This is a genomic window from Klebsiella sp. JB_Kp004, from assembly GCF_040065795.1.
Taxonomy (GTDB): domain Bacteria; phylum Pseudomonadota; class Gammaproteobacteria; order Enterobacterales; family Enterobacteriaceae; genus Klebsiella; species Klebsiella quasipneumoniae.
The window spans coordinates 265,302-289,560 of the sequence record NZ_JBEAKW010000004.1; the positions used below are offsets into that span (position 1 = coordinate 265,302).

The window sequence follows — 24,259 nt, forward strand, 5'->3', positions numbered from 1 at the left end:
TGACAGCCGGTATCACGTCTGGCACGCAGAACGGCAGGCGCATTCAGATTAGCCCTGTCGCCACGGCGTAACAGGCAATTTGCGTTTTATTCGGCGCATTAAATTTCCGTTGCATATTCTTCTGATGGAAATTAACCGTATTTTCCGAAATCGAGAGAATCATCGCCACCTCCGCCGAGGTCTTTCCTTCCGCGGTCCATTTGAGGATCTCCAGTTCGCGCCGGCTGAACTTCATCTCCGGCGGCATCACCATCTCATCTTCCAGACGCAAGAGCGTCAACAGGCTCAACTCCGTCAGCGTTCGCAGGCGCAGCTCCAGTTCATCATCAGGATAAGCGTTCGGCAAACGGTTGTTCGCGGAGACGGAGAGAAAACCCTGAGCATGATTCGGCAACGTCAGACACTGTGTCACCCCTTTTTGCAAACCATGGTCGCGCGCCCCGTCCCATAATGCCTGCGCATCGCGAAACAGCCCATCTTCCCATGGCAGATGGCCACGCATAAAATTCTCCGGGCGTAACACGGGATCTATCGTGAAATAATTCTCTGCCTGGTAATGAGACATCCATGCGCGGGGATAGGTCGACTGAAACGTGACGCGGGGGCGAGTGAAAGGCACCGGGTGACGCACACAAAGCGTGTAGTAATCATATTCCAGCGTTTCTGTTTCTCGTTGCAGGAGATTATAAACCTCCTCACCGGCGGCCATGGACTGAAATTGATGCAGCATATCCCGCCGCCAGCTGAAAAAATCATTGTCCCTCATAGCTGTGCAAATAACTCCTGATTGATAATCATTATTATAAATACAGAAAACTAACACATAAATCTTATTTATATGTATAAAATATCGTAGCTGTCGCATTTATTAGCCTGAAGGCTTGCCTTTTTTCCGCTCGCTGCGCTGAAACTAAGGCCCTCCCTTCATTTTCTACACCCTACACGGGGGGATGGGAAGCGGTGTATACGGCCAGGGGAGTCAATAGCACGAAAATTTGATGATGGGGCGTTCCCCCGGCGTGGAAGCGGGCTGAACGCGGCGGCCCTCGCGATGGAGCGCCGCCGCGCCAGCGCCTGCTCTACTGCATCAGGAATTTTTCGAGGAACTGGCGGGTACGCGGCTGCTGAGGCGAGGCGAACAGCGCTTTGGCCTCGCCTTGTTCAACGATGCGTCCCTGATCCATAAAAATCGCCCGATCGGCAACGTCGCGAGCGAAGCTCATTTCATGGGTCACGATAACCATGGTGCGTTTCTCCTGCGCCAGCTGGCGGATGGTATTGAGCACCTCCCCTACCAGCTCAGGATCAAGGGCCGAGGTCGGTTCATCAAACAGGATCACGTCCGGACGCATGGCCAGCGCGCGAGCAATGGCGACCCGCTGCTGCTGACCGCCGGAGAGGCGGCGCGGATAGCTGTTCTCTTTGCCGCTGAGGCCTACCTTCGCCAGCAGATCGCGCGCCCGCGCCATCGACTCCTGCTTGTCTTCGCCTTTTACGATGACCGGCCCTTCAATAATGTTCTCCAGCACCGTCCGGTGGGGAAACAGGTTAAAGTTCTGGAAGACAAAACCCACGTGCTGGCGCAGCCGCCGAATAAGCCCTTTTTGCGGCCCGAGGCTGCGACCGGCGTCGATCGTCACATCGCCGACGCGGATAGTGCCGCTCTCCGGTTGCTCCAGCAGATTAATGCTGCGCAGCAGGGTAGTCTTCCCCGAGCCGCTGGGACCGATGATCGCCACCACTTCGCCTTCCTGCACCTCCAGGTCGATACCGTGGAGCACCGTCTGGCCATGGAATTTTTTCACCAGGCTTTTTACTTCAATCGCACTCATTTCGGATCACGCTCCTGGCGGTTCAGCTGGTTTTCAAAATAGTTCTGCAGCGAGGAGAGTACCGTCGCCATCACCCAGTAGATCAGAGAGGCTGCCAGATACATGGTGAAGACCTCCAGCGTACGCGAGGTGATAAGCTGCGCCTGACGGAACAGCTCCGGCACCTGGATCGTCGCCGCCAGCGAGGTATCTTTTACCAGGCTGATAAAACTGTTAGAGAGCGGCGGCAAAGCGACCCGCGCCGCCTGGGGTAAAATAGCCCGACGCATTGTCTGCCACGGGGTCATACCGATACTGGCCGCCGCTTCCCATTGCCCTTTGTCAATCGAGGCGATGGCCGCGCGCAGGGTTTCCGCCGCGTAGGCCGCCGTGTTCAGCGACAGGCCGATCATCGCCGCCGGGATCGGGTCAAGTTCAATGCCAAACTGCGGCAAACCGTAGTAAATCATGAACAGCTGGGCGATAAGCGGTGTCCCGCGAAAAATGGAGATATACATGCGCGCCAGCCATTTTACCGGCCAGAGGGGCGACATGCGCATCAGCGCCAGGATAAAGCCCAGCACCAGGCCGAAAAACATCCCGCCAATGCTCAGCTGCAGCGTAAAGACGGCGCCTTTCAGCAGAAAAGGCGCGGAATCGATGACCAGTTGGATACTTTCTTGCATGCTGTGGTTTCTATATTAGACGTGAGGATGATAGGCAAACAGCGCCGGCGCTCCGCCGGTGTGGACGAACAAAATCGGCCCTTCATCCTTAAAGCGCTTCTGCGTAATGCCATCGATAAGTCCGGCCATCGCTTTGCCGGTATAGACCGGGTCAAGCAAAATACCTTCCAGTTGCGCCAGCAGCTTCACGGCGGCCATCCCTTCCTCGTTTGGCGTCCCGTAGCCCGGTGCAAAGTAATCATCCCACAGGATGATCTCGGCTTTCGCCTGCAGCTCAAGGCTGTTGGCCACGGCCTGCTGCAGCGCCACCACTTTCGGCAGCTGGTCGGCAACAGCGCGCGACACCGTCACCCCGATCAGTTCCGCCTGCGGCATCAGCTGTTCAAGGCCGACCGCCAGTCCGGCATGGGTGCCGGCGCTCCCGGAGGCGACCACCACCGACGAAATCTCCACTGCGTCTTCGCACTGCTGGGCGATTTCCAGCGCGCTTTCCACATAGCCTAGCACCCCAAGGGCGTTAGAGCCGCCGACCGGAATGACATACGGGCGGTACCCCTGCGCTTCGATACGGGTCGCCAGCTCGTCGAGCTGGGCCGCGGGATCGGTCAGGGCATCGCACATCTCAATCTGGGTATTAAACAGATCCAGCAGCAGGCGGTTGCCATTGCTCAGATAGTTCTCCGCCCGGGTGCCGATGGGATTTTCCAGCAGCGCTACGCAGTGCAGGCCCAGTTTGGCGGCGACCGCCGCCGTCTGGCGCACATGGTTAGACTGGATCGCGCCGGCGGTGATTAACGTATCCGCCCCTTCGCGCAGCGCATCGGCGGCGAGAAACTCCAGCTTACGCAGTTTGTTGCCCCCCATCGCCAGCGGCGTCGTATCATCACGTTTGATAAAAATTTCGCGCCCGAGGTGATCGGACAGACGCGGAAGATACTCCAGCGGCGTCGGCGCGCCGATCAGTTCCAGACGCGGAAAGCGGGTTAAATTTTGCAGTGACATGGCCCCTCCTGACTCAGTTATGCTTCATTATGCACACAGTTACGCGCTAAATAAAAAAAGGCGCTTCCAGGAGCGCCTTTTTTCACCGCTGGCCGTTATTTTGTCACGTCAGCGCCAAACCATTTCTCGGACAGCGCCTTCAGGCTGCCATCTTTCTGCATATCCGCAATCGCGCCATCTACCGCTTTCAGCAGGTCATCGTTGCCTTTACGCAGCGCAACGCCAGCTTCCTGACGGGAGAACGCTTCGCCGGTGACCGCCAGCGTATTGTTGGTTTTCTTCACCAGATCCAGCGCCGCCAGACGGTCAACCAGAATGGCGTCAATACGGCCTACGCGCAGATCCTGGTATTTGGTCGGGTCGTCGTCATAGGTGCGGACATCCACGCCCTGGACGTTCTGACGCAGCCACTCTTCATAGTTAGTGCCCAGCCCGACGCCCACTTTCTTGCCTTTCAGATCCGCCGCGGTTTTAATCGCGCCTTCGTTGCCTTTCTTCACCAGCGCCTGCACACCGGAGATCGTGTACGGGGTAGAGAAATCGTATTTCTTCTTACGCTCATCGGAGATAGTGACCTGGTTAATCACCACGTCAATGCGTTTGGAGTCCAGCGAGGCCAGCATACCGTCCCACTTGGTCGGTTTGAGGTCGGCCTTCACGCCCAGATGTTTCGCCAGCTCGTTGGCGAACTCCACTTCAAAGCCGGTCAGCTTGCCGTCATCACCCTGGAAGCTAAAGGGAGGATAGGTGCCTTCGAGGCCCACGCGCAGCGTGCCGCGCTCTTTAATCTGATTGAGCAGGTTTTCCGCCGCAAAAGTTTTCACGCTAACGCCAGCCATCAAAACAACGGCCATTGCGCCCATCAGCGCCTGACGACCCAGAAGTGCTAATTTCATAGATACCCCGAAGATTAGGATTTTCCTGTAGTGTAAGGCGCTTAACGGCCCGACACCAACATCGTTACGCTACATCTTATGCAAATTTATTATATATGATCCGCTTTAGGGTATAGCGAAATTCAGGGCTTTCCTCACCCGTTTTGCGGGATATCTCCCATACTGCAAAGGTCAGCCTGTTGACGTCTGGAGCATGGAAGATGAAAAACCCCACCTTGTTGCAATGTTTTCACTGGTACTACCCCGCCGGCGGCGAACTGTGGCGTGAAGTCGAAGCGCTGGCCCCCAGTCTTAACGAAATCGGCATCAATATGGTCTGGTTGCCACCCGCCTACAAAGGCGCCTCGGGCGGTTATTCCGTCGGCTATGACACCTACGATCTCTTCGACCTCGGCGAGTTTGATCAAAAGGGCTCTGTCGCCACCAAATATGGCGATAAAACCCAGCTGCTGGCGGCGGTTAACGCCCTGAAGGAGCACGACATCGCCGTGCTGCTGGACGTGGTGGTGAACCATAAAATGGGCGCCGATGAAAAAGATGCCTTGCGCGTACAGCGCGTCGATGAGCAGGATCGCACGCAAATTGACGAGACGATCATAGAGTGCGAGGCATGGACTCGCTATACCTTCCCGGTGCGCGCCGGGCAGTATTCGCAGTTTGTCTGGGACTACAAGTGTTTTAGCGGCATTGACCACATCGAGAATCCGACGGAAGACGGTGTATTTAAAATCGTCAACGACTACACCGGCGAAGGCTGGAATGAGCAAGTCGATGATGAGCTTGGCAACTTCGACTACCTGATGGGCGCCAATATCGATTTTCGTAATCACGCCGTCACCGAAGAGATCAAATACTGGGCGCGCTGGGTGATGGAGCAGACCGGCTGCGACGGTTTTCGCCTTGACGCCGTGAAGCATATCCCCGCCTGGTTTTACAAAGCATGGATCGAACATGTTCAGGAGGTGGCCCCGCAGCCGCTGTTTATTGTCGCGGAATACTGGTCCCATGAAGTGGAAAAGCTCCAGCAGTATATCGACCTCGTCGAGGGCAAGACGATGCTGTTCGATGCCCCGCTGCAGATGAAATTTCATGAAGCGTCCCGCCAGGGGCGCGATTACGACATGAGCCAGATTTTCAGCGGGACGCTAGTGGAAGCCGACCCCTTCCATGCCGTCACCCTGGTCACCAACCATGATACCCAGCCGCTGCAGGCGCTCGAGGCGCCGGTTGAGCCATGGTTTAAACCGCTGGCCTATGCGCTGATTCTGTTGCGTGAAAATGGCGTGCCCTCGGTCTTCTATGCCGATCTCTTCGGCGCTTCCTATGAAGATACCGGCGGCGACGGACAAACCTACGCCATAGAAATGCCCGTCATCGAGCAGCTACACGAACTGATCGACGCCCGTCAGCGCTTTGCCCACGGCGTGCAGACTCTCTGGTTCGATCACCCCAACTGCATTGCCTTCAGCCGCAGCGGCACCGACGAGGATCCCGGCTGCGTGGTGGTGATGTCCAATGGTGATGAGGGAGAAAAGACCCTGACGCTGGGCGAGAACTATGGCAACAAGCGCTGGCGGGATTTCCTGGGCAACCGGGAAGAGATTGTCGAAACTGACGACGAAGGCTGCGCAACCTTTACCTGTAACGGAGGAAGCGTCAGCGTGTGGGTGCTGGAGGCGGTGCTGTAGTCATCTGACGCCGGACGGGCCAGCAGTGGCCCGCCGGAACCTTAGCGCGCGGTGGTCGGCGCGCTGACTGGAGCGGCGGCACGCGCTTTAGCCCACGCCTTCTCGCACTCCGGGGTGAGACGTTCAACGCGGGTCAACGTCATACGATCGTAGGAAAGGGTATTGCCCTCGCGCTCGATCGGGTAGATATCCAGGGAAGCGGTCACGTTGTAGATATCGCTATCGCGGTTCATCAGTTTCCCCGGCTGGGCGATCACACGCTGCCACTGGCGGCAGTCGAAGGTGTCCCCTTCTTTGGTGACGATCAGGCTGGCGATGGCGTCCGGACTCATCATCTCGCTCTGCGGCCCTTTCGTCTGCCAGTAGCCTTCCAGGCCTGCCGGCGCTGGCGCTTTAACAACCTCTTCGTAACGATCAACCTGCACGCATCCGGCCAGCGCCACCACCATGCCAGCAAAAACTAACTGTTTCATCATTCATCCCACAAGCTGATAAAAAAGTATTGTGACATTAAAGCGTTAAGCCTTCCACCCCCGCCGCAGGCGGAGAAGCCGGGCAAAACACGGCCAGGCATCGCAGCCTTCATTTGAAATAAGGAAATTCTGAAAGTAAAAGAATGTTTGGGGCCTAACCATAGCATCCGTGGGCACTTTTTGTTTTTAATTCGCTCACACTACCGGTTCTTGACTTTACTTTAAGAGTTTTCCTGGCAAATTATATACAGAGATGCGGAATAGTTTAATGGAACTAATGGGTTCTTTCTTAAACCTACTATTATCACCGCCCGCAAGGACTGCTTCGCACAGCCAGTGTGAAGTGTATATCGTTACGTGTTGATTGAGGATGGGTCATGTCAACGATGATTATGGATTTGTGCAGTTATACCCGGTTGGGACTAACGGGATATCTGACCAGTCGGGGAATTAAAAAACAGGAAATCGTTGAGGTCAACTGCGCTGAGGATCTGCACAGGCATTGTGCGTCATGTTGCCCGGCGGTGGTGTTTCTGAATGAAGATTGCTTTGTGCATGATGATGAAAGTAATGGCATTATTCGCCAGATCATCACGCAAAACCCGGCGACGTTGTTTGTGATTTTTATGTCGCTGGCGAACATCCATTTTGACCGCTATCTACGGGTGCGTAAGAACCTGCTAATCAGCTCAAAATCGATCACTCCAAAAGACCTTGATGTCATTCTGGTTAATTATCTTAAATACAAGAACACGAGTCTGGGGCAGTTAAATTTACCGACGTTGTCGCTGAGCAAAACAGAATCAAATATGCTGCAAATGTGGATGGCCGGGCATGGTACTTCGCAAATTTCAACGCAAATGAACATCAAAGCGAAAACGGTATCATCGCATAAAGGCAATATTAAAAAGAAAATACAGACGCATAATAAGCAGGTGATTTACCACATCGTTCGGCTGACCGAAAACATTACCAGCGGTATTCAGGTGAATCTACGCTGAAACAAACTGGCGGTGGTCCCGCCAGTTCGGTTTTACGAGATTTCTTTTTCCACGAAGATCCCATCCGGGTGCCCTATTTCATTGAAAAACCAGATCCCCAGGGGATAGTCTTCCAGCGAAACCAGATACATCGTCCCTTCACTAAACGACTCAATTGCCAGCACTACGCCCGATCGACGTGGGCCACCGTCGGTCTTCACCGTGACACGATCGTTCACCTGCATAATCCATCTCCTCTCTATTTCCAGCCAGTGTAGAACAAAACCACGCCGCTCGCAGCGTCGCGGGCAGTGACTGGCGTTTTTTTAGACCGACTATACTTAAAGAGGCTTGAGCGACGCTCAGCGAGGGGGGGTAATGATGAAGAACCGATTGACAGACCAGACCGGGAACGACGTTGATGTCAACGTTGATGCTCTGCTGGCGGCGATTAATGAGATCAGCGAAAGCGAAGTCCATCGCATCCTCGATGACCCACAGCGCGCCAGTATCGATGGCCGCGGGGCGCATACCTGGCGTGAACTGGCGGAGGCATTTGAACTCGATATTCATGATTTCAGCGCCAGTGAAGCCAACCGCTAGCGATGGGCGAAAAAAATCCCGACTCGCAGGAGTCGGGATCAAACTTGCTAATGCAAGAAGCACTTGAAAATTCGTTACACCGGGAAATCCGATGCGTTGAAACATTATCCTCAATTATTTTGCATGACAAGCGATATTCATGGCGCAAAATATTGAGAAAGTTGGCGCTTCGCAGCAGAAAGGGCTGCAGGGCTGATGCGATAAGGCTTAGCCGCAAACCGGTTTCATTCGATAGCGCGATCCCCGTCGAACACTTTAAGAAAAATCTCATTTTGCCTGATTCGGGCGAAACGTTTTGCTCACGCTTCGCTGCGATACCAGACCTGGTTGCGGCCATTTTGCTTGGCCAGATACAATCGACCATCGGCGACCGACTGCAGGGCTTCAAAGTGATACTCCCCCCGCTCTTCGCTGCCGCTCACCCCTAACGACGCGCTGACCCGCAGCGTCACGTTGTTATGCAAAAAGACCTCCCGGCCATGAATACGCAGGCGTAGCCGCTCCGCTACCGCCGCCGCTTCCTGCAGCGTGGTATTCGGCAGCACGACACAAAACTCCTCTCCGCCCACGCGGCCCAGCAAATCACCGTCCCGGACGGTGCCGGCAAGCGTACTGGCCACCATCGACAGCACTCTGTCCCCCGCCTGATGGCCATAGCGATCGTTAATGCCCTTAAAGTGATCCAAATCGAGCTGGATGACCGCCAGCGGTCGTCCGCTGCGCTGGCAGTCGCTGGCTACCGCCATCGCCTTCTCAAACAGCGCCCCGCGATTGAGCAGGCGGGTTAAGGCATCGTGCCAGGCCTGCCACTCCAGGGAGGTCTGGAGAACGCTCATATTGCGGACCATACGGCGGATCACCAGCCAGGAGAGCAGCAGCATTAAGGTGAAGAGGATCCACATCAGGGTCAGGGCGATGGTGATGGTGCCAAAGTTGCCGCGTACGCCTTCCCGCAGAGTATGGATCCGCAGCAGCACGCCATCAAAATTGCGCAGTTTGGCCCAGCTGATATAGCGCGTCAGCAGACGCAGACCGCCCTGATTATCATGAGCAAACGCGCGGCTGAGCAGTTCCTGTTCGCGCGGCGACAGCAGCGTCAGGACATTCCCCGGCGCAGAAGAGGCCAGCAGGCTAAGATGGCTGTCGTAAAGCTGGTATTCCCCCTCCTGCCCGCCCTGCATCGCGCTGATTAAAAATGCTTTTATTTCGCTGACTGAGAAATCCATCGCCAGCACGCCGCGCCAGTAACCGGCAAAATCCAGCGGTATCGAGGCGGTGACCACCTGCTCTTCCAGCTGCGGGTCATCGTCAGGAAAGGTTTGCCAGATAACGCCGCGGTGCGGATTGTTCCGCTGGGTCTGCCGGGTAAACCAGAGGGCGCTGATGGCGCGCGAATAGTAGGTCTTCACCTGCGATTCATCGCGCAGCGGCAGGGTCGAGGTGAAAAAACCGCTGCGGGAGATATATTGCATCCGCTCGGCAAAATCGCGGTCATGCTGCGTCAGGTTTAACAGATAACCCAGCTCCAGCGTCGCCATCAGTTCATTGACCACCAGCGGATCGTCCGGCAAGAGCAGCGGGTGATCCCTGACGACGCCCTCCGAGACGCCAAACACCGGCAGCGTCCGGCGGTTGGGGAGCGCCACCCGCCAGGTCTCCTGGTGGCGTTGGCTCAGATAGCGCTGGCTGGCTTCGTGCAACACATCGACGTCGAGCGGGCGTTCAAGCGCGGACTGCATACCGTGGCGAAAAAACATCATCCTGTCGATGTTGAACTGCAGCAGGCCATCCATTTCATGCGCGACGTTAGCCAGATTATTGCGCTGGTTCGCCACGTAGGCCTCTTCCAGGACATTGATTTCGCGCCAGATCAGCAGCGTGGAGAAAAACAGCACCACGATAAAACAAATGTTAACCACATGCGCCGGGCGAGTCAGGTGGTAGAGTTTTTTCAACTTCAACCGTAGTGGCTTTTCCATCTTTCTCTCGCAGTACGTTGCGCAAATCTGACGTCGTCAGCACGCCCGGTCTCTGCCGATACCGGAGGCGCTTTTAGCGTAGACCACGCGGCGCCGTCATGCGGCGCCGCACCTGACTACTTCACCGCGCCACGCAGGCGACTGACCGCCTTGACGCCCGCCAGCACCACCGCGCCGATGATAAAACCCAGCACCAGATTAGCCACCATCGGCAGCAAGGCGGCCAACATGCCGCCCAGCCCCGCGCTCCAGTGCTCAATGGCATGGTGTAGCGGCGCAATACCGTGAACCACAATCCCGCCGCCCACGAGGAACATGGCCAGCGTTCCGACGATAGAGAGCACTTTCATCAGCCAGGGGGCCACGGTCAATAACCCTTTGCCCAGCCACTGCGCCAGGGTACTGCGTTTCTCCGCCAGCCAGTAGCCCATGTCATCCAGTTTGACGATCACCCCCACCAGGCCATAGACCCCGACGGTGACCAGAATCGCGATCCCCGACAGAATGAGGATCTGATTCAGCAGCGGCGCTTCCGCGACAATGCCGAGGGTGATGGCGACAATTTCCGCGGACAAAATAAAGTCGGTGCGGATCGCCCCTTTGACTTTGTCACGCTCAAAGGCCAGCGGATCACGATCCGCCAGCGCCTGAAGACGCTGCTGCCGTTGCGCTGGGTCCTCTTTGTGCTTACGCGCTTCCAGGCTGTGGAGCACCTTTTCCACCCCTTCAAAACAGAGAAACGCGCCGCCCAACATCAGCAGCGGCGTAATCGCCCAGGGAATGAAGGCGCTGATTAGCAGGGCCAGCGGCACGAGGATGATTTTATTGACGAACGACCCTTTCGCCACGCCCCAGACCACAGGCAGCTCACGATTTGCCCGCACGCCGGTCACCTGTTGGGCGTTGAGGGAGAGATCGTCGCCCAGCACCCCCGCCGTTTTTTTCGCCGCCAGCTTGCCCATCATGGAAATATCGTCCAGCAGCGTGGCGATATCATCGAGTAATGTTAAAAGACTACTTCCTGCCAAAATGATTTTCCTTCTCTTTTCATCAATGTCTCCCTCGAGTATGCGTTAAAAAACGGCCGCTGCCCAAGGTACAATTAGTCAATATAAATTTAACAACCTGACGCAAATTAAGCGCTCGCCAGCAGGATAGTTTTCACGTTTACTATATGTCCCCTTTCTATCTCTGCACCGTCGTGAGGAAGTATGTCTACCCGTCAGCTGTTACCGCTTATCGGGGCGCTGTTTGCGCTGTATATCATTTGGGGCTCTACCTATTTCGCCATCGCCGTCGGCGTCGCCAGCTGGCCGCCGCTGATGATGGCCGGAATTCGCTTTCTCTCTGCCGGCGTGCTGCTACTGGGATGGCTGTTGGCCACCGGCCATAAACTGCCGGCCCGCGGACCGTTGCTTAACGCCGCGCTGATCGGGGTTTTGCTGCTGGCCGTCGGCAACGGCTTTGTCACCCTGGCCGAACATCAGCACGTTCCCTCCGGGATCGCCGCGGTCATGGTCGCCACCGTTCCGCTGTTCACCCTGTGCTTCAGCCGCTTTTTCGGCATCGCCACTCGTAAACTGGAATGGCTGGGGATTGCCATTGGCCTCGCGGGTATTGTGATGCTTAACAGCGGAGGCAACCTGAACGGCAACCCCTGGGGCGCGCTGCTGATCCTGATTGGCTCCCTGAGCTGGGCCTTCGGCTCGGTTTACGGCTCGCGGATCGAGCTGCCGACCGGCATGATGGCGGGGGCAATCGAGATGCTCGCCGCCGGGATCGTCCTGCTGGCCGCGTCATGGCTGAGCGGCGAAACCTTAACCCGTGTTCCGTCGTGGTCCGGGATCGCCGCTGTGGCCTACCTGGCTATCTTTGGCTCGCTGATTGCCATCAACGCCTATATGTTTTTGATCCGCAATGTCACCCCGGCGGTGGCCACCAGCTACGCCTATGTCAACCCGGTGGTGGCGGTTCTGCTTGGTACCGGATTCGGTGGCGAAAGCCTGTCCCTGATCGAGTGGCTGGCGCTGGCGGTGATTATTTTTGCCGTCGTGCTGGTGACGCTGGGGAAATACCTTTTCCCGGTTCGCAGCGAAGCTACCCCTTGTAAGGCGTCGAAATAAGCGCCAGTTCGCGGATACCCTGGGTGTCGATCTGCGCGTCGTGTTCGGCGCCGCAGATCCACTCTTCCAGACGCTCGGTGAGCGCCTCGTCATTCAGCTTCAGCCGACCGCGCAGGGCGCATTCCCAGACGATAAGCACCCGCCAGCCCTGCTCGGCCAGCTTTTGCCGGTCACGGGCATCGCGCGCCACGTTGCCGGCGATCTTGTCCAGCCAGAACGCCGTCCGGGTGGCCGGCACCTTAAACAGGTAACAGTCATGGTGATGCCAGAAACAGCCGTGGGTAAAGATGACGCAACGGTAATCGGGTAAAGCGAAATCAGGGCGTCCCGGCAGCTCGCGATCCTGGGCAACAAAGGTGAATCCCGCCTGAGTCAACAGCGCCGCTATCCGCTTCTCGATCGCCGTATCACGCGTGGCGATAGCCCGCATATTTTTACTGCGCGTGGCTTTATCGTGAACATCCGCCATCGTTATCACCCGCTTCGCGACGCGCCACCGCCTGAGCGATGCGCGGGGCCAGGAGCTTCGCCACCGCGGCGAAGACCGGAACCACCACCGAGTTGCCGAACTGACGATAGGCCTGGGTATCCGACACCGGGATGCGGAAACGCGCCCCCTGAGGCGATTCGAAACCCATCAACCGGGCGCACTCCCGCGGCGTCAACCGACGAGGACGCCGCTGTTGATTCTGCGGATCGTCAAAATGCGTCTCGCCCAGCGGCCGATCCCAGCCGCGATCGACGAGAATTTCGGCGCCATCTTTATAGTAGCGGGCGGAGAGCGTCCGGGCCACGCTGTGGGGATTGGTGGGGTCCACCAGGCCATAACCAAAGCCATTGCCCCGCGCCTGATGCTTGCGGGCATATCGATAAAGATATTTCCACAGTACCGGCGTGAGGATAAATTTAGCATCCACCGTCGGCTCCAGCAGCTCGCCAAATGTTGGCCGAACCGCCGGGTACAGCGCCGCGATATCGCGCAGCGTAAACCCCTCGTGCAGCTGCAGATCGCGACGGAAGCCCACCAGCACGATGCGCTCCCGGTGCTGCGGTAAGAAATGGCGCCCGTCGATCACCTTCGGATCGTCCGGCCCGCTATGCGCGGCGTCAGCGACCTCATACCCCAGCTCATCCAGCGTCTGCATGATGATGCGGAAGGTCCGCCCCTGATCGTGGCTTTTGAGATTTTTGACATTCTCCAGCACAAAGATCGCCGGCTGACGGGCGGCGATAATTCTCACTACATCAAAAAACAGCGTCCCCTGGGTTTCGCAGGCAAAGCCGTGGGCGCGACCCATGGCATTTTTTTTCGACACGCCGGCGAGTGAGAAAGGCTGGCAGGGAAAGCCGGCCAGCAGCACATCATGCTGCGGGATAGTCTCGCGGATATGCTGCGCCGCCTCGTCATCGCTAACGTCGGGGCGATGGCTGAGGGTGATATCGCGAATATCTTCATTGAAACGGTGTTGCTGCGGATCACAATACCAGTTGGCCTTATAGGTGCGCACCGCATGCTTGTTCCACTCGCTGGTAAAGACGCACTGCCCGCCGATAGCTTCAAAACCGCTGCGGATCCCGCCGATACCGGCAAACAGATCGACAAAGCGGAATCCATAGTGCGGATGATGGGCCGGCGGCGACGGCAGCAGCGTCGCCAGATGAGCGACCTCCTGCGGACGCAAACGCGCTGCCGCGCGGCTGAGGGCCGCCACGCGCTTGAGGATCGCCGCGCTCCAGTGCTGCTCCCCGACGCTCACCAGTTCGGCGACCAGCGTTTTCACATCGTAGATCGTCATCAGCTGGCGCAGCAGCGCCTGAGCCTCTTCACCGGCCTGTTCCGTCAATGACAACGACCTGTTTTCCTTGCTTAACTTTTGTGGCATATCCTCAACCAGCGCGGACGATTTTTGCAGAGAGTACCATAAATCACTGGTCGGTTGACGGCTGCGGTGCAAAGCGGCGTAAAACCGCCTCATCCAGCGCCAGGGGTTCCCCCTTCAGCTCCGCGCTGATCTTGGCCATAAACTCGACGAGGAAGCGCGCATTATGCTGCGCCATAGCCCTTCCTCCAGCGGTCTGCATGGTTTCCGGCAGGCGCAGGAGCTTGCACTGGAAATGGTCGAGGGCATATTTTCTGTCATCCAGCGCTCGCCGGTCGGCGAAAGGATCGTTGGCATCAAACAGAATGGTGTTCAGGGCGCCGGCGACGGCGAAGACCCGCGCCAGGCCAATCGCCCCAAGCGACTCGAGACGGTCGGCGTCCTGGACGATTTTCGCCTCCAGCGTGCGCGGCGGGATCGCCGCGCTAAAGCTGTGCGCCTCAATAGCATGGCTGACCGCCGCATAGCGGTCTGCGGGAAAATCGGTAAACGACGACTGCAAAATCGCCAGGGTTTTCTCGGCAGCCATCATCGAGGAGCGGCTTCGCTCCGGATGATTTTTAGGCAGACTGACAATGTCATGAAAATAGCAGGCCGTGAGAAGCACCAGCCTGTCGACTTCCACCTCCCCGGCGGCCAGCCGGGTGGCGGTGGCCCAGACGCGACGAAAATGGGACAGATCGTGCGCCGCATCCTCCTGGGCGTGGTGCGTCAGTATCCAGTGCTCAAATCGTTGCTGCCAGTCTACCAGGTTCATAGGCGTTCCTTTATCTGTAGGTCAGCCTCGAGCATAGCAACTTTACGACCGATGATCCCGCCTGCTTCCGGAGGGCCGTGTATACCAGACGACAGCGCCGAGGATCGCGCCAATGCCGGCGAGCACCAGCATTCCCAACAGGGCGCCAAGCCATTTCCCTGCCATGGTGCCAAAGTCGCCCTCCGCGCTGGCGCCGGGGACGCTGTGAATTTTTCCCACCACCCACCAGTAACGCACAATAACCCAGACACAATATCCGCAAAAGGCATACAACGCCCATAGCGCGAGTTTGCCGCCCGGGCTGCGTTTTGCCTGCTCTTCCATCTCATTCCTCTCCGTGACAAATCATACTACCGCCACTCAAAAACGTGACGCTCATCACATTATACCGCCATACTGCGCCACAGGCAGCAGTTTCATCCTTGTCTTCTGCACCCACTTATCACTTATTCTGCCAACGGAAATACGCAGGGGTGGTTTTTTTATTCTTTACCCACGGGCTTAAACATTAACGACACCCAGCCATGCCGTGTATTCAAATTATCTCTCCGCCGGCGGAAGTGACTAATAAATTATATTTAAAGGCTGAATGACCAACTCGCTTTAAATTAATATAAATGATTTCATTCTGTTAACCACGATCGCAACGCAGCCACATAACTCATTGCTATACAACAAAATAATCATTAAAACAGATTCATTTAAATTTAATATAATGAACCACACAGAAACATTTTGTAATATCTTACATTATTTATTTACATATTTTATTTTAAATAAAAATGAACTTAGTCGTTAGTATCTGACAGGCATTCCGGAGGGATTGTCATAATTCACAGAAATTATTATTAAAAGGGAATATATAATGAAAAGAAAAGTACTGGCACTCATGGTACCGGCATTACTCATGGTCAATGCCGTTAATGCTGCAGAAATTTATAACAACAACGCCAACAAACTGGACCTTTATGGGAAAGTCGCCGGCCTGCGTTACTTCTCTGACGACACCAGCGAGGACGGCGACCAGACCTATGCTCGCTTAGGCATCAAAGGCGAAACGCAGATCGCTTCCGAGTTAACCGGCTACGGTCAGTGGGAATACAATGTCAAAGCGAACACCAGCGAAGGGGAAGGCGCGAATTCATGGACTCGTCTGGCCTTCGCCGGTCTGAAGTTTGCTGACTATGGCTCACTGGACTATGGCCGTAACTACGGCGTGGTGTACGACATCGAATCCTGGACTGATATGCTGCCGGAATTCGGCGGCGATACCTACACCCAGACCGACGTTTACATGACCGGCCGCACCAACGGGGTGGCCACCTACCGTAACAGCGATTTCTTCGGCCTCGTCGACGGCCTGCATTTCGCCCTGCAGTATCAGGGGAATAATGAAAACGCCGGTTCTGGCGAAGGCACTAACAACGGCGGCGCTCGTAAACTGGCGCGGGAAAATGGCGACGGGTTTGGTATCTCCAGCTACTACGATCTCGATATGGGCATCAGCTTCGGGGCCGCCTACTCGGCTTCCGACCGTACCCATAACCAGCTGGCGGCAGCACGCAGCAGCCATATTTACGCTAACGGTGATAAAGCCGAGGCCTGGACCGTCGGCGCAAAATATGACGCCAACAACATCTATCTGGCCGCCATGTATGCGGAAACCCGCAACATGACCTTCTACGGCAACGGCGCTATTGCCAACAAGACGCAGAACTTTGAAGTCGTCGCCCAGTACCAGTTCGATGAGTATAATTTACCGCTGCGTCCATCCGTGGCCTATCTGCAATCGAAGGGGAAAGATCTTTACAACTACTCTCGCTATAGCGACAAGGATCTGGTCAAGTATGTCGACATCGGCATGACCTACTACTTCAATAAGAATATGTCCACCTATGTGGATTACAAAATCAACCTGCTGGATGAAGACGACCGCTTCTACCGCAACAACGGTATCTCGACCGATGATATCGTGGCCCTCGGTCTCGTTTACCAGTTCTGATCCCCATCAAAGCCCGCGCTCAGCGGGCTTTTTCTTGTTCCCGCTCCGTTGAGATCACTCTTTTCAACATTGCCGCTTTCCAGGCGTACCTTCCCTCTTTATGATGCGTTTAAGCTCGTTCGGGCAAATTGCGGCGGTAAGACCACAAAAGGACAAGGCGCACTACCGCGTCTTTACGCTGAAACCAGGACGATGATGATGGCGATACCCCAGCGCAGGCGTTATACCTGAAGCTAACGGTGTTATTGAAGGGGAATGGTCAGAGAAAGAATAGTTGGCGGAGAGAGGGGGATTTGAACCCCCGGTAGAGTTGCCCCTACTCCGGTTTTCGAGACCGGTCCGTTCAGCCGCTCCGGCATCTCTCCGCTGTTGTGGTTGCTATAATGCCAGGATCTTTGGCATTTTAATAGCTCCCGTTTCGGTAATCGTGTTCAAGTGACGACTTTGCGAGCAATATGATGTTTAAATGGCCCTGGAAAGCAGATGATGAGTCCGGCAACGCAGAGATGCCCTGGGAGCAAGCGCTTGCCATTCCGGTTTTAGCCCACCTTTCGCCCGCTGAGCAACACAAGCTGACGCAGATGGCTGCCCGTTTCTTACAGCAAAAACGTCTGGTGGCGCTTCAGGGGCTGGAGCTGACTCCGTTGCACCAGGCGCGGATAGCTATGCTCTTTTGCCTGCCGGTACTTGAGCTAGGGATTGAGTGGCTGGACGGTTTTCATGAAGTGCTGATCTACCCTGCCCCCTTTGTCGTGGATGATGAATGGGAGGATGATATTGGTCTGGTCCACAACCAGCGGGTGGTGCAGTCGGGGCAAAGCTGGCAGCAGGGTCCCGTAGTGCTGAACTGGCTGGATATTCAGGACTCCTTTGATGCGTCAGGCTTTAACCTTGTGGTGCATGAGGTGGCGCATAAGCTTGATGCGCGGAATGGCGATCGGGCCAGCGGGGTGCCGCTGATCCCACTGCGCGAAGTCGCCGGCTGGGAGCACGATCTCCACGCGGCGATGAACAACATTCAGGATGAGATTGATCTGGTGGGGGAAAGCGCCGCCAGCATTGACGCCTATGCCGCCACCGATCCCGCGGAGTGCTTCGCCGTCCTTTCGGAATATTTTTTCAGCGCGCCTGAACTGTTCGCGCCCCGCTTCCCGGCCCTGTGGCAGCGTTTTTGCCATTTTTACCGCCAGGATCCGCTGGCGCGCAGACGTGAAAATGGCCTGCAGGACGAAGACGAGCGGCGCATTGTTCACTAAAACAACGTGTTGAGCTAAATTTAGCCATTTGAATCAGCAGGTTAATTTTAGTGTTGACACAAAAATGCCGGGCCAGTAGTATGCGCCTCGTTCACACGATTCCTCTGTAGTTCAGTCGGTAGAACGGCGGACTGTTAATCCGTATGTCACTGGTTCGAGTCCAGTCAGAGGAGCCAAATTTAAAAAGCCCGCTCAGGGAAACCTGAGCGGGCTTTTTGCTTTCCGTGAGCCCCACGCCAGCGGGTATAAGCAGCATCGTACCGTTGGTACCGTCCAACGTTCCGTATGCGATCCCCGCAGGTGAAAAGCAGCGCCGCTGCTCCCAACCTTATGGCTACAGACTTTCGATCCGACGGTAACCACTGGGTCTGCCGCTGGGTAGCAGACGATCCCGATCCGGCAGTTACCGCTACAGACAGCGCGGGCTGCCCAACTGGCGGAAAGACCCGTAACGCTTAGGGTAGCCTGGCAATAACCTTAATCTCGAACTTAAATCCATAAAGCCACGTCACGCCAATCCCGGTCAGCGTAGGATAAGGGGCTTCTCCCCAATATTCTGGCAGGATACTCCAGATAGCGTCGAGATTTGACTCAGGATCGACGACAAAGAGGGTAACGTCAACCACGTCCCTAAACGTGCAACCCGCCGCTGCGAGCACAGCATTAAGATTTTTGAACGCCAGCCTGACCTGTGCTTTCAGATCGTGCTCAGGCGAACCATCCTCGTGGCTACCCACCTGCCCCGAAACAAACAAGAAACCATTGGATTTGATGGCCGGTGAATACCGATTGCGCTCATAGAGCGCCTGCCGACCGAGGGGAAAAACGGCTTCGCGTGCTGTCATGTTTGTACCTTTATGCTGGGGCGAATTCAGCCCGGTGAATGTAAAGACACTGTACAACGGCAAGATCGGGCGGATAAACAAGCGACTTTGTCCCTCATTGTTTGTAATATCCAAACAATCAATGAAAGACAGGATAAGAAATGGATCGTTTCGATGCGATGCGCGCCTTTGCTCGGGTGGTGGAGGCAGGGAGCTTCACGAAGGCTGCCCAAACGCTTCATATGAGCAAAACCACGGTGACGCAACTTATTCAGCAACTGGAAGCGCGACTGCGCGTCAAATTGCTCCATCGCACCACCCGCAAGCTTGGGGTGACTCCCGATGGCGCGGTCTACTACGAGCGCGTCATCCGCCTGCTGGCGGACATGGAGGATGCTGAAAACAGCCTGTCCAGTGCGGCGATGACGCCCAGGGGAAGGCTACGGGTGGATGTGCCCAGTCCGTTAGCCCGCCTCATCCTGGTGCCGGCGCTACCGGCTTTCCACGCCCGCTACCCTGATATCCAGTTCGACATGGGCGTGAGCGACCGGAAGGTAGATCTGATCGGCGACAACGTGGATTGCATCCTGCGCGGTGGCGAAATCACCGACCAGTCCCTAATCGCACGCCATGTCGGCGATTTGCCAATCGGCGTCTACGTCGCCCCCCGTTATGTGGAACGCCTTGGCTCTCCCGCACACCCGCGAGAGCTGCAAAATACTGACCATTGCATAGTGGGATTCTTGTCCTCACGCACCAGTAAGATTGATCCTTTGGTACTGCGCAGTGAGAATGAACGTATTGAAATCACGGGCAACTACGTCCTTGCCGTGGATGATGGCAATGCTTACCTCGAAGCTGGGTTAGCTGGCTTAGGCGTGATTGCGCTGCCCAACTATATGGCGGCAGCGCATCAGGCCGGTGGCGCTTTGATTCCATTATTTACACAATGGCGGATTAGCCCAATGCCTCTGTACCTGGCGTTTCCACCGAACCGCCATGTCAACGCCAAGCTGCGCGTTTTTATTGACTGGATCGTTGAAGTGATGCAGCAGCATGTCCCGATTGCCAACAATAAATAACGACATCCCAGCCCCCTGATTCGCTTATCAACGACGATGGGGGTCATTCCCGTTGTTTTGAACGAAAGTGAATAATAGAAATCGTTTTCCCAATTTAAATATTTATAACGAATTCGAGAACTATAATGCGGGATTGCAGTCCTATTCCGAACTTGCTGGAAATATTTACCTAACACTAGCCTGTTTACCTAACTACAGTATTCATGGGATTACCGATGAGGTACACTTTATATTTAATAGCGTCATTCCCGCATCATTCATTATAATTATAGAAAATTGCATTTAATAAAATAAGGATATTAATTTATGACAAAAGGTATAAAAATTATCATCACCGTAGTTTTCGTGATTCTGGCATTGCTGAGCGGCATGATGAGCTTCATGATCGTCGGGATGGGGGTCAGCGGTAGTGGGTGTGGTCAGGAGTGTTTTGACAATATGGATTCTGCAGCACTCATCAGTATTATATTCTGGATATTGGCTATCATAACGGGGATATTCGCTTTCATGGACAATGGCAGCCAAAAAAAAGATCCTCAGTAACAATATTAAGTCCATAGATATATTTGCAGACTTTATCATCTCCGCCTGAGCCTCTCCTGGCGCCCTCATTAACACGCCATCACCGCCACTGTTGATAAGTTAAGGATCGGTTTCCCGATCCTTATCCCCAACAACGTTGAATGCATCGACAGCACAAGAGCCTTCTTACAATAGCCGTTAATGAGGCTAAACGACCCCCTACAAACTCCCCTGCGCCGCTGTGGCGCTGATATTCACCGGCATGCCGGAGCGGCGCTGCAGGGTTTGCTCGGCCTGCGAAGGACTCACTCCCGGTCCCTGAGTAAATTCGCGCAGCGCCGAGGTCATCGGCAAGGGGACTTTTCTGTCGGATTCAAATTCCGCCCGGTTGCGCGACAGCGGCTCGTGCACCTCCAGCCAGTGGCTGCCATCCGGTTCCACGGTGTACTTCACCGGCTGATCGATCAGCTGGACGCGCGTCCCCACCGGTACGTTATCAAACAGGAATTTAATGTCGTCATTGCGCAGGCGGATGCATCCCTGGCTGACGCGCAGCCCGATGCCAAAGTTGGCATTGGTGCCGTGGATGGCGTACAGCCTGCCGATATAGATCGCATACAGCCCCATCGGATTATCGGGACCGGGCGGCACCATCGCCGGCAGGGTTTTGCCCTCTTTCGCATATTCACGGCGGGTATTGGCGGTCGGTACCCAGGTGGGCCCTTCCTGCTTGCGCTCTACCGCCGTCACCCAGTTACGCGGCGTTTCGCGTCCCGCCTGGCCAATGCCGATTGGCAGGACTTCCACGCTATTGCCCAGCGGCGGGTAATAATAGAGGCGCATCTCGGCGACGTTGATAACGATCCCCTCACGCACGGTGTCAGGCAGGATCAGCTGCTGCGGAATAGTCAGCGTCGAACCGGAGTGCGGCAAATAAACATCGACGCCGGGGTTCGCCTCCAGCATATTGCTCAACCCCTGGCCGTACTGGGCGGCAAAGCTTTCCAGTGGTTGAGTGTTGTTCTCCGGCACGGCAATGGTAAAAGCGCTGCCCACCAGACGGCTCCCCTCCGGCGGCAGCGGATAGCTGACGGCCAGCGCGCTGTGGCTGACGAACAGCATCAGCGCCGAACAGAGTAATGTCACACGCCGCATCGTCATTTTCCCTTCCTCAGTCGCGACTCTCGTGTGTGAATTATAGCGGCATTTCCTCTCCCCGATCCGCTGGCCAGCATTTCCTTAAATCTGATAGTCGATAGCGGCCTCTTCCGGCTCCATCGCCTGGCGCTTGATCTCATCCAGCGACAGTCCGGCGTTGCACAATTCGATAAAGCGCCAGACGTAATTACGCTGCAGCTGACCCCGCTTCAGTCCCAGCCATACGGTATTGGCATCAAACAGATGGCGGGTATCGAGCCGCGTAAAGGTGTCCGCTTCCCGGGCATCCCCGGACTGCTCGGCGACCAGCCCGACGCCCAGCCCCAGCTCGACGTAGGTCTTGATCACATCGGAATCCTGGGCGCTCAGCACAATATCCGGCATCAGCCCTTTGCGGTTGAAGGCCTCATCGATCCGCGAACGGCCGGTGATCCCCTGGCGATAGGTGATTAACGGCCAGCGGGCAATCGCCTCCAGCGTCAGAGGAGACACCTGGGTCAGGGGATGGTCTTTGGGTACCAGCAGGCTGTGATGCCAGCGGAACCAGGGGAAAGCCGCCAGCGTCGGGTCGTTGCTCAGACGCTCGCTGGCGATGCCGATATCCGCCCCGCCGTTATGCAGCAGCGCTTCGATTTCCTGCGGGGTGCCCTGCACCAGCTCGACGCGAACGTCGGAGAACAGCTCGCGGAAAGCTTTAATCACCGGGGGCAGGCTGTAGCGCGCCTGGGTGTGGGTGGTGGCGATGGTTAAGACGCCGGAGGCATCGTTAGTGAAGAGATCCGCCAGCCGCCGGACGTTGCTGGCTTCATTGAGGATCCGCTCAGCAATGGATAACAGCGCTTTACCCGGCTCGGTCATGCCTAACAGGCGTTTGCCGCGACGGATAAAGATCTCAATCCCCAGCTCCTCTTCCAGTTCCCGGATATGGCGGCTGACGCCTGACTGCGAGGTATAGAGCATATTCGCGACTTCCGTCAGGTTGTAATCCTGACGGGCCGCCTCACGGATAATTTTCAGTTGCTGGAAGTTCACCCTTTCCTCCGGGCCAATGGACTTAACGTATCTGCTATTGTTAAAGTCTGTTGTCCCGGGTAACAAATAATAAAAACCAGCAACTTATTCCTTAAGAGAATATAGCCTAACTAACCAGCTGCAGTTCGCGGTTCTCCAGCGACGGACGGCTCACCAGAGACAGCAGGATCTCCTTCACCGCCTGCGCCTGCGGCGACAAACCGCCGCGCGCCGACATGTTCAGCGACAGCGACAGGCTCATTGACGGCGTGCTAATCCGCGCCATCCAGCCGTTCGCCGCGCCGCACAGGGAGCGGGCAGCGGATTCCGGCAGGACCGTTGCCCCCATGCCGCTGGCGATGGCCGCGGTCAGGGTGGTAATGGATTCGATCTCGCCGATAATTTTCGCCGACAGACGACGCAGGGTGAACGCCTCAGTGACCCGCGCCCGTACCGCGCTGTAATCCCGCGGCAGGAACAGGTTCATCTCCGCCACCGCCGTGAGGTCCACGCTCTGCCCCGGGCAGTCGCGGGTGCCGACCAGGTAGAGGTCTTCTTTCAGCAGCGGCTGACTGACGATGCCGGCCACCGGCGAACGCTCATACAGCACTGCCATATCCAGCTGGCCCGCCAGCAGCTTGTCATTCAGCGCAGTGCCGCTGCTTTCCTGCAGATAGACCATCACCTCGGGCAGCTCATTACGCACCGTCTGCAGCAACGGCATGGTAATGGCGGAGGCCGCTGTGCCCGGCGCCAGGCCGATCGAGACCTGGCCACGCAGCGTCTGGCCGACATTATTGACCGCCAGCTGCGCCTGCTCACACTGGCGCAGGATGGTCCGCGCATGGGTATAAAGGATTTTACCGGCTTCCGTTGGCGTGACCCCTCGCTTGGTGCGTATCAGCAGCTGCTGGTCCATTTCACCTTCCAGGGTCGCGACCTGCTGGCTGAGGGCCGGTTGGGCGATGTGCAAGACTTCAGCGGCCTGGGTCAGACTGCCGATATCGACGATTTTCACAAAATATTTCAGTCGTCTTAAGTTCATTTTGCCTCCTGTAAGGAACGCCAGCGTCAACGCTGGAAGTATGATGAAACTGGTTTTGCAATTTGCTTGCCAGCTTTTCATTTCCGCTGCCGTTGCCCGCCACAGGCGGTGTTATAAGGGATAGTGATAGCAATCCGGTTTTTATTTGCCCGGTAAGCAGATTGTGGTATGCCCCATTAGGGGTACATTCGCACTACAACGGTGCAATCTGGTGAAAAAAACAGCGCATGCGCGGGGGTTGCTGAAATTGTCAGCAGTCGAACGCAATTCTTTGAATCAGGCTTTGACAAGGCCGGGTGGCATCGTTAATATGCGCCCCGTTCACACGATTCCTCTGTAGTTCAGTCGGTAGAACGGCGGACTGTTAATCCGTATGTCACTGGTTCGAGTCCAGTCAGAGGAGCCAAATTTAAAAAGCCTGCTTTCGAGCAGGCTTTTTGCTTTTCCGCGCCAGCTGCGCTGCCGGAAGGCGAAGGATCCC

At 56.1% G+C, this 24,259-nt stretch carries 25 protein-coding genes and 3 tRNA genes; 10 read left to right on the forward strand and 18 right to left on the reverse strand.

The genetic code is table 11. The features are described from left to right. Positions 1–43: 43 nt before the first annotated feature. From sdiA to tcyJ, 5 genes are all read right to left on the reverse strand, one after another. Complete coding sequence (gene sdiA / locus ABLX76_RS05595) at positions 44–766, reverse strand: transcriptional regulator SdiA (RefSeq protein WP_044524003.1); 723 nt, start codon at positions 764–766, stop codon at positions 44–46. Positions 767–1,079: 313 nt separating this feature from the next. Further along, entirely contained in the window at positions 1,080–1,832 is a 753-nt protein-coding gene (gene tcyN, locus ABLX76_RS05600; RefSeq protein WP_004203465.1) for an L-cystine ABC transporter ATP-binding protein TcyN, read from the reverse strand. Beyond that, positions 1,829–2,497: a cystine ABC transporter permease gene (tcyL, locus tag ABLX76_RS05605; protein ID WP_008804215.1), complete on the reverse strand. Its 669-nt coding sequence runs from the start codon at positions 2,495–2,497 to the stop codon at positions 1,829–1,831. The genes tcyN and tcyL overlap by 4 nt, the downstream gene beginning before the upstream one ends. Positions 2,498–2,512: 15 nt before the next feature. Next, on the reverse strand, positions 2,513–3,499 hold the full coding sequence (gene dcyD, locus ABLX76_RS05610; protein ID WP_348874163.1) for a D-cysteine desulfhydrase: 987 nt from the start codon (positions 3,497–3,499) through the stop codon (positions 2,513–2,515). A gap of 95 nt (positions 3,500–3,594) precedes the next feature. After that, positions 3,595–4,395, reverse strand: a complete 801-nt coding sequence (gene tcyJ, locus ABLX76_RS05615; protein ID WP_004203468.1) for a cystine ABC transporter substrate-binding protein — start codon at positions 4,393–4,395, stop codon at positions 3,595–3,597. Positions 4,396–4,595: 200 nt separating this feature from the next. Between tcyJ and amyA the strand changes: the two genes are divergently transcribed. Continuing rightward, positions 4,596–6,083, forward strand: coding sequence for an alpha-amylase (gene amyA, locus ABLX76_RS05620; protein WP_348874165.1), 1,488 nt, complete (start codon positions 4,596–4,598; stop codon positions 6,081–6,083). A 41-nt stretch (positions 6,084–6,124) separates the two neighbouring features. Here the strand turns inward: amyA and yedD are convergent, their stop codons facing one another. Further along, entirely contained in the window at positions 6,125–6,559 is a 435-nt protein-coding gene (yedD, locus tag ABLX76_RS05625; RefSeq protein ID WP_074442530.1) for a lipoprotein YedD, read from the reverse strand. A gap of 374 nt (positions 6,560–6,933) precedes the next feature. Between yedD and rcsA the strand changes: the two genes are divergently transcribed. Next, positions 6,934–7,557: a transcriptional regulator RcsA gene (rcsA, locus tag ABLX76_RS05630; protein WP_023290286.1), complete on the forward strand. Its 624-nt coding sequence runs from the start codon at positions 6,934–6,936 to the stop codon at positions 7,555–7,557. 32 nt (positions 7,558–7,589) lie between these two features. Here rcsA and dsrB read toward each other — a convergent pair whose 3' ends face one another. After that, positions 7,590–7,781 carry a protein DsrB gene (gene dsrB / locus ABLX76_RS05635; RefSeq protein ID WP_004203477.1) on the reverse strand — a complete coding sequence of 64 codons (192 nt, stop codon included), beginning with the start codon at positions 7,779–7,781 and terminating at the stop codon, positions 7,590–7,592. Between the two features lie 136 nt (positions 7,782–7,917). Between dsrB and yodD the strand changes: the two genes are divergently transcribed. Next, positions 7,918–8,139 carry a YodD family peroxide/acid resistance protein gene (yodD, locus tag ABLX76_RS05640; RefSeq protein WP_004203478.1) on the forward strand — a complete coding sequence of 74 codons (222 nt, stop codon included), beginning with the start codon at positions 7,918–7,920 and terminating at the stop codon, positions 8,137–8,139. A 299-nt stretch (positions 8,140–8,438) separates the two neighbouring features. Here yodD and dgcQ read toward each other — a convergent pair whose 3' ends face one another. Beyond that, the gene (dgcQ, locus tag ABLX76_RS05645) at positions 8,439–10,118 is read right to left on the reverse strand and encodes a cellulose biosynthesis regulator diguanylate cyclase DgcQ (RefSeq protein ID WP_023290287.1); all 1,680 of its coding nucleotides are present in this window, start codon (positions 10,116–10,118) and stop codon (positions 8,439–8,441) included. Positions 10,119–10,234: 116 nt separating this feature from the next. After that, the gene (locus ABLX76_RS05650; protein WP_044524012.1) at positions 10,235–11,146 is read right to left on the reverse strand and encodes a DUF808 domain-containing protein; all 912 of its coding nucleotides are present in this window, start codon (positions 11,144–11,146) and stop codon (positions 10,235–10,237) included. A gap of 183 nt (positions 11,147–11,329) precedes the next feature. On the opposite strand from ABLX76_RS05650, the gene yedA reads away from it, so the two are divergent. Further along, complete coding sequence (yedA, locus tag ABLX76_RS05655; protein WP_023290289.1) at positions 11,330–12,241, forward strand: drug/metabolite exporter YedA; 912 nt, start codon at positions 11,330–11,332, stop codon at positions 12,239–12,241. Here the strand turns inward: yedA and ABLX76_RS05660 are convergent. From ABLX76_RS05660 to drpB, 4 genes are all read right to left on the reverse strand, one after another. Next, on the reverse strand, positions 12,216–12,710 hold the full coding sequence (locus ABLX76_RS05660) for a very short patch repair endonuclease (protein WP_348874168.1): 495 nt from the start codon (positions 12,708–12,710) through the stop codon (positions 12,216–12,218). The genes yedA and ABLX76_RS05660 overlap by 26 nt on opposite strands. Next, entirely contained in the window at positions 12,691–14,091 is a 1,401-nt protein-coding gene (locus tag ABLX76_RS05665; protein WP_348874170.1) for a DNA cytosine methyltransferase, read from the reverse strand. The genes ABLX76_RS05660 and ABLX76_RS05665 overlap by 20 nt, the downstream gene beginning before the upstream one ends. Before the next feature lie 76 nt (positions 14,092–14,167). Then, the gene (locus tag ABLX76_RS05670; protein WP_348874172.1) at positions 14,168–14,878 is read right to left on the reverse strand and encodes a phosphohydrolase; all 711 of its coding nucleotides are present in this window, start codon (positions 14,876–14,878) and stop codon (positions 14,168–14,170) included. A gap of 42 nt (positions 14,879–14,920) precedes the next feature. Beyond that, positions 14,921–15,202, reverse strand: a complete 282-nt coding sequence (drpB, locus tag ABLX76_RS05675; protein ID WP_065881043.1) for a cell division protein DrpB — start codon at positions 15,200–15,202, stop codon at positions 14,921–14,923. 541 nt (positions 15,203–15,743) lie between these two features. Between drpB and ompC the strand changes: the two genes are divergently transcribed. Next, complete coding sequence (gene ompC / locus ABLX76_RS05680) at positions 15,744–16,880, forward strand: porin OmpC (RefSeq protein WP_023290294.1); 1,137 nt, start codon at positions 15,744–15,746, stop codon at positions 16,878–16,880. Positions 16,881–17,155: 275 nt separating this feature from the next. Here ompC and ABLX76_RS05685 read toward each other — a convergent pair. Next, a tRNA-Ser gene (locus ABLX76_RS05685) sits at positions 17,156–17,245 on the reverse strand. 90 nt (positions 17,246–17,335) lie between these two features. On the opposite strand from ABLX76_RS05685, the gene mtfA reads away from it, so the two are divergent. Next, entirely contained in the window at positions 17,336–18,136 is an 801-nt protein-coding gene (mtfA, locus tag ABLX76_RS05690; protein WP_072096628.1) for a DgsA anti-repressor MtfA, read from the forward strand. 100 nt (positions 18,137–18,236) lie between these two features. Further along, positions 18,237–18,312, forward strand: a tRNA-Asn gene (locus tag ABLX76_RS05695). A gap of 279 nt (positions 18,313–18,591) precedes the next feature. On the opposite strand, the gene ABLX76_RS05700 is transcribed toward ABLX76_RS05695, so the two are convergent. Then, positions 18,592–18,981 carry a RidA family protein gene (locus tag ABLX76_RS05700; RefSeq protein ID WP_101978053.1) on the reverse strand — a complete coding sequence of 130 codons (390 nt, stop codon included), beginning with the start codon at positions 18,979–18,981 and terminating at the stop codon, positions 18,592–18,594. A 140-nt stretch (positions 18,982–19,121) separates the two neighbouring features. Here ABLX76_RS05700 and ABLX76_RS05705 point away from each other — a divergent pair, with 140 nt between their 5' ends. Beyond that, positions 19,122–20,042 (forward strand): LysR family transcriptional regulator, encoded by a 921-nt coding sequence (locus ABLX76_RS05705; protein WP_101978052.1) that lies wholly within the window; start codon positions 19,122–19,124, stop codon positions 20,040–20,042. Positions 20,043–20,348: 306 nt separating this feature from the next. Next, positions 20,349–20,585: a hypothetical protein gene (locus tag ABLX76_RS05710; protein ID WP_048297836.1), complete on the forward strand. Its 237-nt coding sequence runs from the start codon at positions 20,349–20,351 to the stop codon at positions 20,583–20,585. A 198-nt stretch (positions 20,586–20,783) separates the two neighbouring features. Here the strand turns inward: ABLX76_RS05710 and ldtA are convergent, their stop codons facing one another. From ldtA to nac, 3 genes are all read right to left on the reverse strand, one after another. Continuing rightward, a complete protein-coding gene (gene ldtA, locus ABLX76_RS05715) occupies positions 20,784–21,725 on the reverse strand; it encodes a L,D-transpeptidase (RefSeq protein WP_086075597.1) in 942 nt (313 codons plus the stop codon). A 78-nt stretch (positions 21,726–21,803) separates the two neighbouring features. After that, positions 21,804–22,754, reverse strand: coding sequence for an HTH-type transcriptional regulator Cbl (cbl, locus tag ABLX76_RS05720; protein ID WP_004180456.1), 951 nt, complete (start codon positions 22,752–22,754; stop codon positions 21,804–21,806). A gap of 106 nt (positions 22,755–22,860) precedes the next feature. Continuing rightward, positions 22,861–23,778 carry a nitrogen assimilation transcriptional regulator NAC gene (nac, locus tag ABLX76_RS05725; protein WP_004203498.1) on the reverse strand — a complete coding sequence of 306 codons (918 nt, stop codon included), beginning with the start codon at positions 23,776–23,778 and terminating at the stop codon, positions 22,861–22,863. Between the two features lie 330 nt (positions 23,779–24,108). Here nac and ABLX76_RS05730 point away from each other — a divergent pair. Further along, positions 24,109–24,184, forward strand: a tRNA-Asn gene (locus ABLX76_RS05730). The last annotated feature ends 75 nt before the right edge of the window (positions 24,185–24,259 follow it).

Bases quoted from the DNA above. Each gene is read 5' to 3' on its own strand.
- sdiA (WP_044524003.1), bottom strand. From the start codon at position 766: ATGAGGGACAATGATTTTTTCAGCTGGCGGCGGGATATGCTGCATCAA.
- tcyN (WP_004203465.1), bottom strand. From the start codon at position 1,832: ATGAGTGCGATTGAAGTAAAAAGCCTGGTGAAAAAATTCCATGGCCAG.
- tcyL (WP_008804215.1), bottom strand. From the start codon at position 2,497: ATGCAAGAAAGTATCCAACTGGTCATCGATTCCGCGCCTTTTCTGCTG.
- dcyD (WP_348874163.1), bottom strand. From the start codon at position 3,499: ATGTCACTGCAAAATTTAACCCGCTTTCCGCGTCTGGAACTGATCGGC.
- tcyJ (WP_004203468.1), bottom strand. From the start codon at position 4,395: ATGAAATTAGCACTTCTGGGTCGTCAGGCGCTGATGGGCGCAATGGCC.
- amyA (WP_348874165.1), top strand. From the start codon at position 4,596: ATGAAAAACCCCACCTTGTTGCAATGTTTTCACTGGTACTACCCCGCC.
- yedD (WP_074442530.1), bottom strand. From the start codon at position 6,559: ATGATGAAACAGTTAGTTTTTGCTGGCATGGTGGTGGCGCTGGCCGGA.
- rcsA (WP_023290286.1), top strand. From the start codon at position 6,934: ATGTCAACGATGATTATGGATTTGTGCAGTTATACCCGGTTGGGACTA.
- dsrB (WP_004203477.1), bottom strand. From the start codon at position 7,781: ATGCAGGTGAACGATCGTGTCACGGTGAAGACCGACGGTGGCCCACGT.
- yodD (WP_004203478.1), top strand. From the start codon at position 7,918: ATGAAGAACCGATTGACAGACCAGACCGGGAACGACGTTGATGTCAAC.
- dgcQ (WP_023290287.1), bottom strand. From the start codon at position 10,118: ATGGAAAAGCCACTACGGTTGAAGTTGAAAAAACTCTACCACCTGACT.
- yedA (WP_023290289.1), top strand. From the start codon at position 11,330: ATGTCTACCCGTCAGCTGTTACCGCTTATCGGGGCGCTGTTTGCGCTG.
- ABLX76_RS05660 (WP_348874168.1), bottom strand. From the start codon at position 12,710: ATGGCGGATGTTCACGATAAAGCCACGCGCAGTAAAAATATGCGGGCT.
- ABLX76_RS05670 (WP_348874172.1), bottom strand. From the start codon at position 14,878: ATGAACCTGGTAGACTGGCAGCAACGATTTGAGCACTGGATACTGACG.
- drpB (WP_065881043.1), bottom strand. From the start codon at position 15,202: ATGGAAGAGCAGGCAAAACGCAGCCCGGGCGGCAAACTCGCGCTATGG.
- ompC (WP_023290294.1), top strand. From the start codon at position 15,744: ATGAAAAGAAAAGTACTGGCACTCATGGTACCGGCATTACTCATGGTC.
- mtfA (WP_072096628.1), top strand. From the start codon at position 17,336: ATGATGTTTAAATGGCCCTGGAAAGCAGATGATGAGTCCGGCAACGCA.
- ABLX76_RS05700 (WP_101978053.1), bottom strand. From the start codon at position 18,981: ATGACAGCACGCGAAGCCGTTTTTCCCCTCGGTCGGCAGGCGCTCTAT.
- ABLX76_RS05705 (WP_101978052.1), top strand. From the start codon at position 19,122: ATGGATCGTTTCGATGCGATGCGCGCCTTTGCTCGGGTGGTGGAGGCA.
- ABLX76_RS05710 (WP_048297836.1), top strand. From the start codon at position 20,349: ATGACAAAAGGTATAAAAATTATCATCACCGTAGTTTTCGTGATTCTG.
- ldtA (WP_086075597.1), bottom strand. From the start codon at position 21,725: ATGACGATGCGGCGTGTGACATTACTCTGTTCGGCGCTGATGCTGTTC.
- nac (WP_004203498.1), bottom strand. From the start codon at position 23,778: ATGAACTTAAGACGACTGAAATATTTTGTGAAAATCGTCGATATCGGC.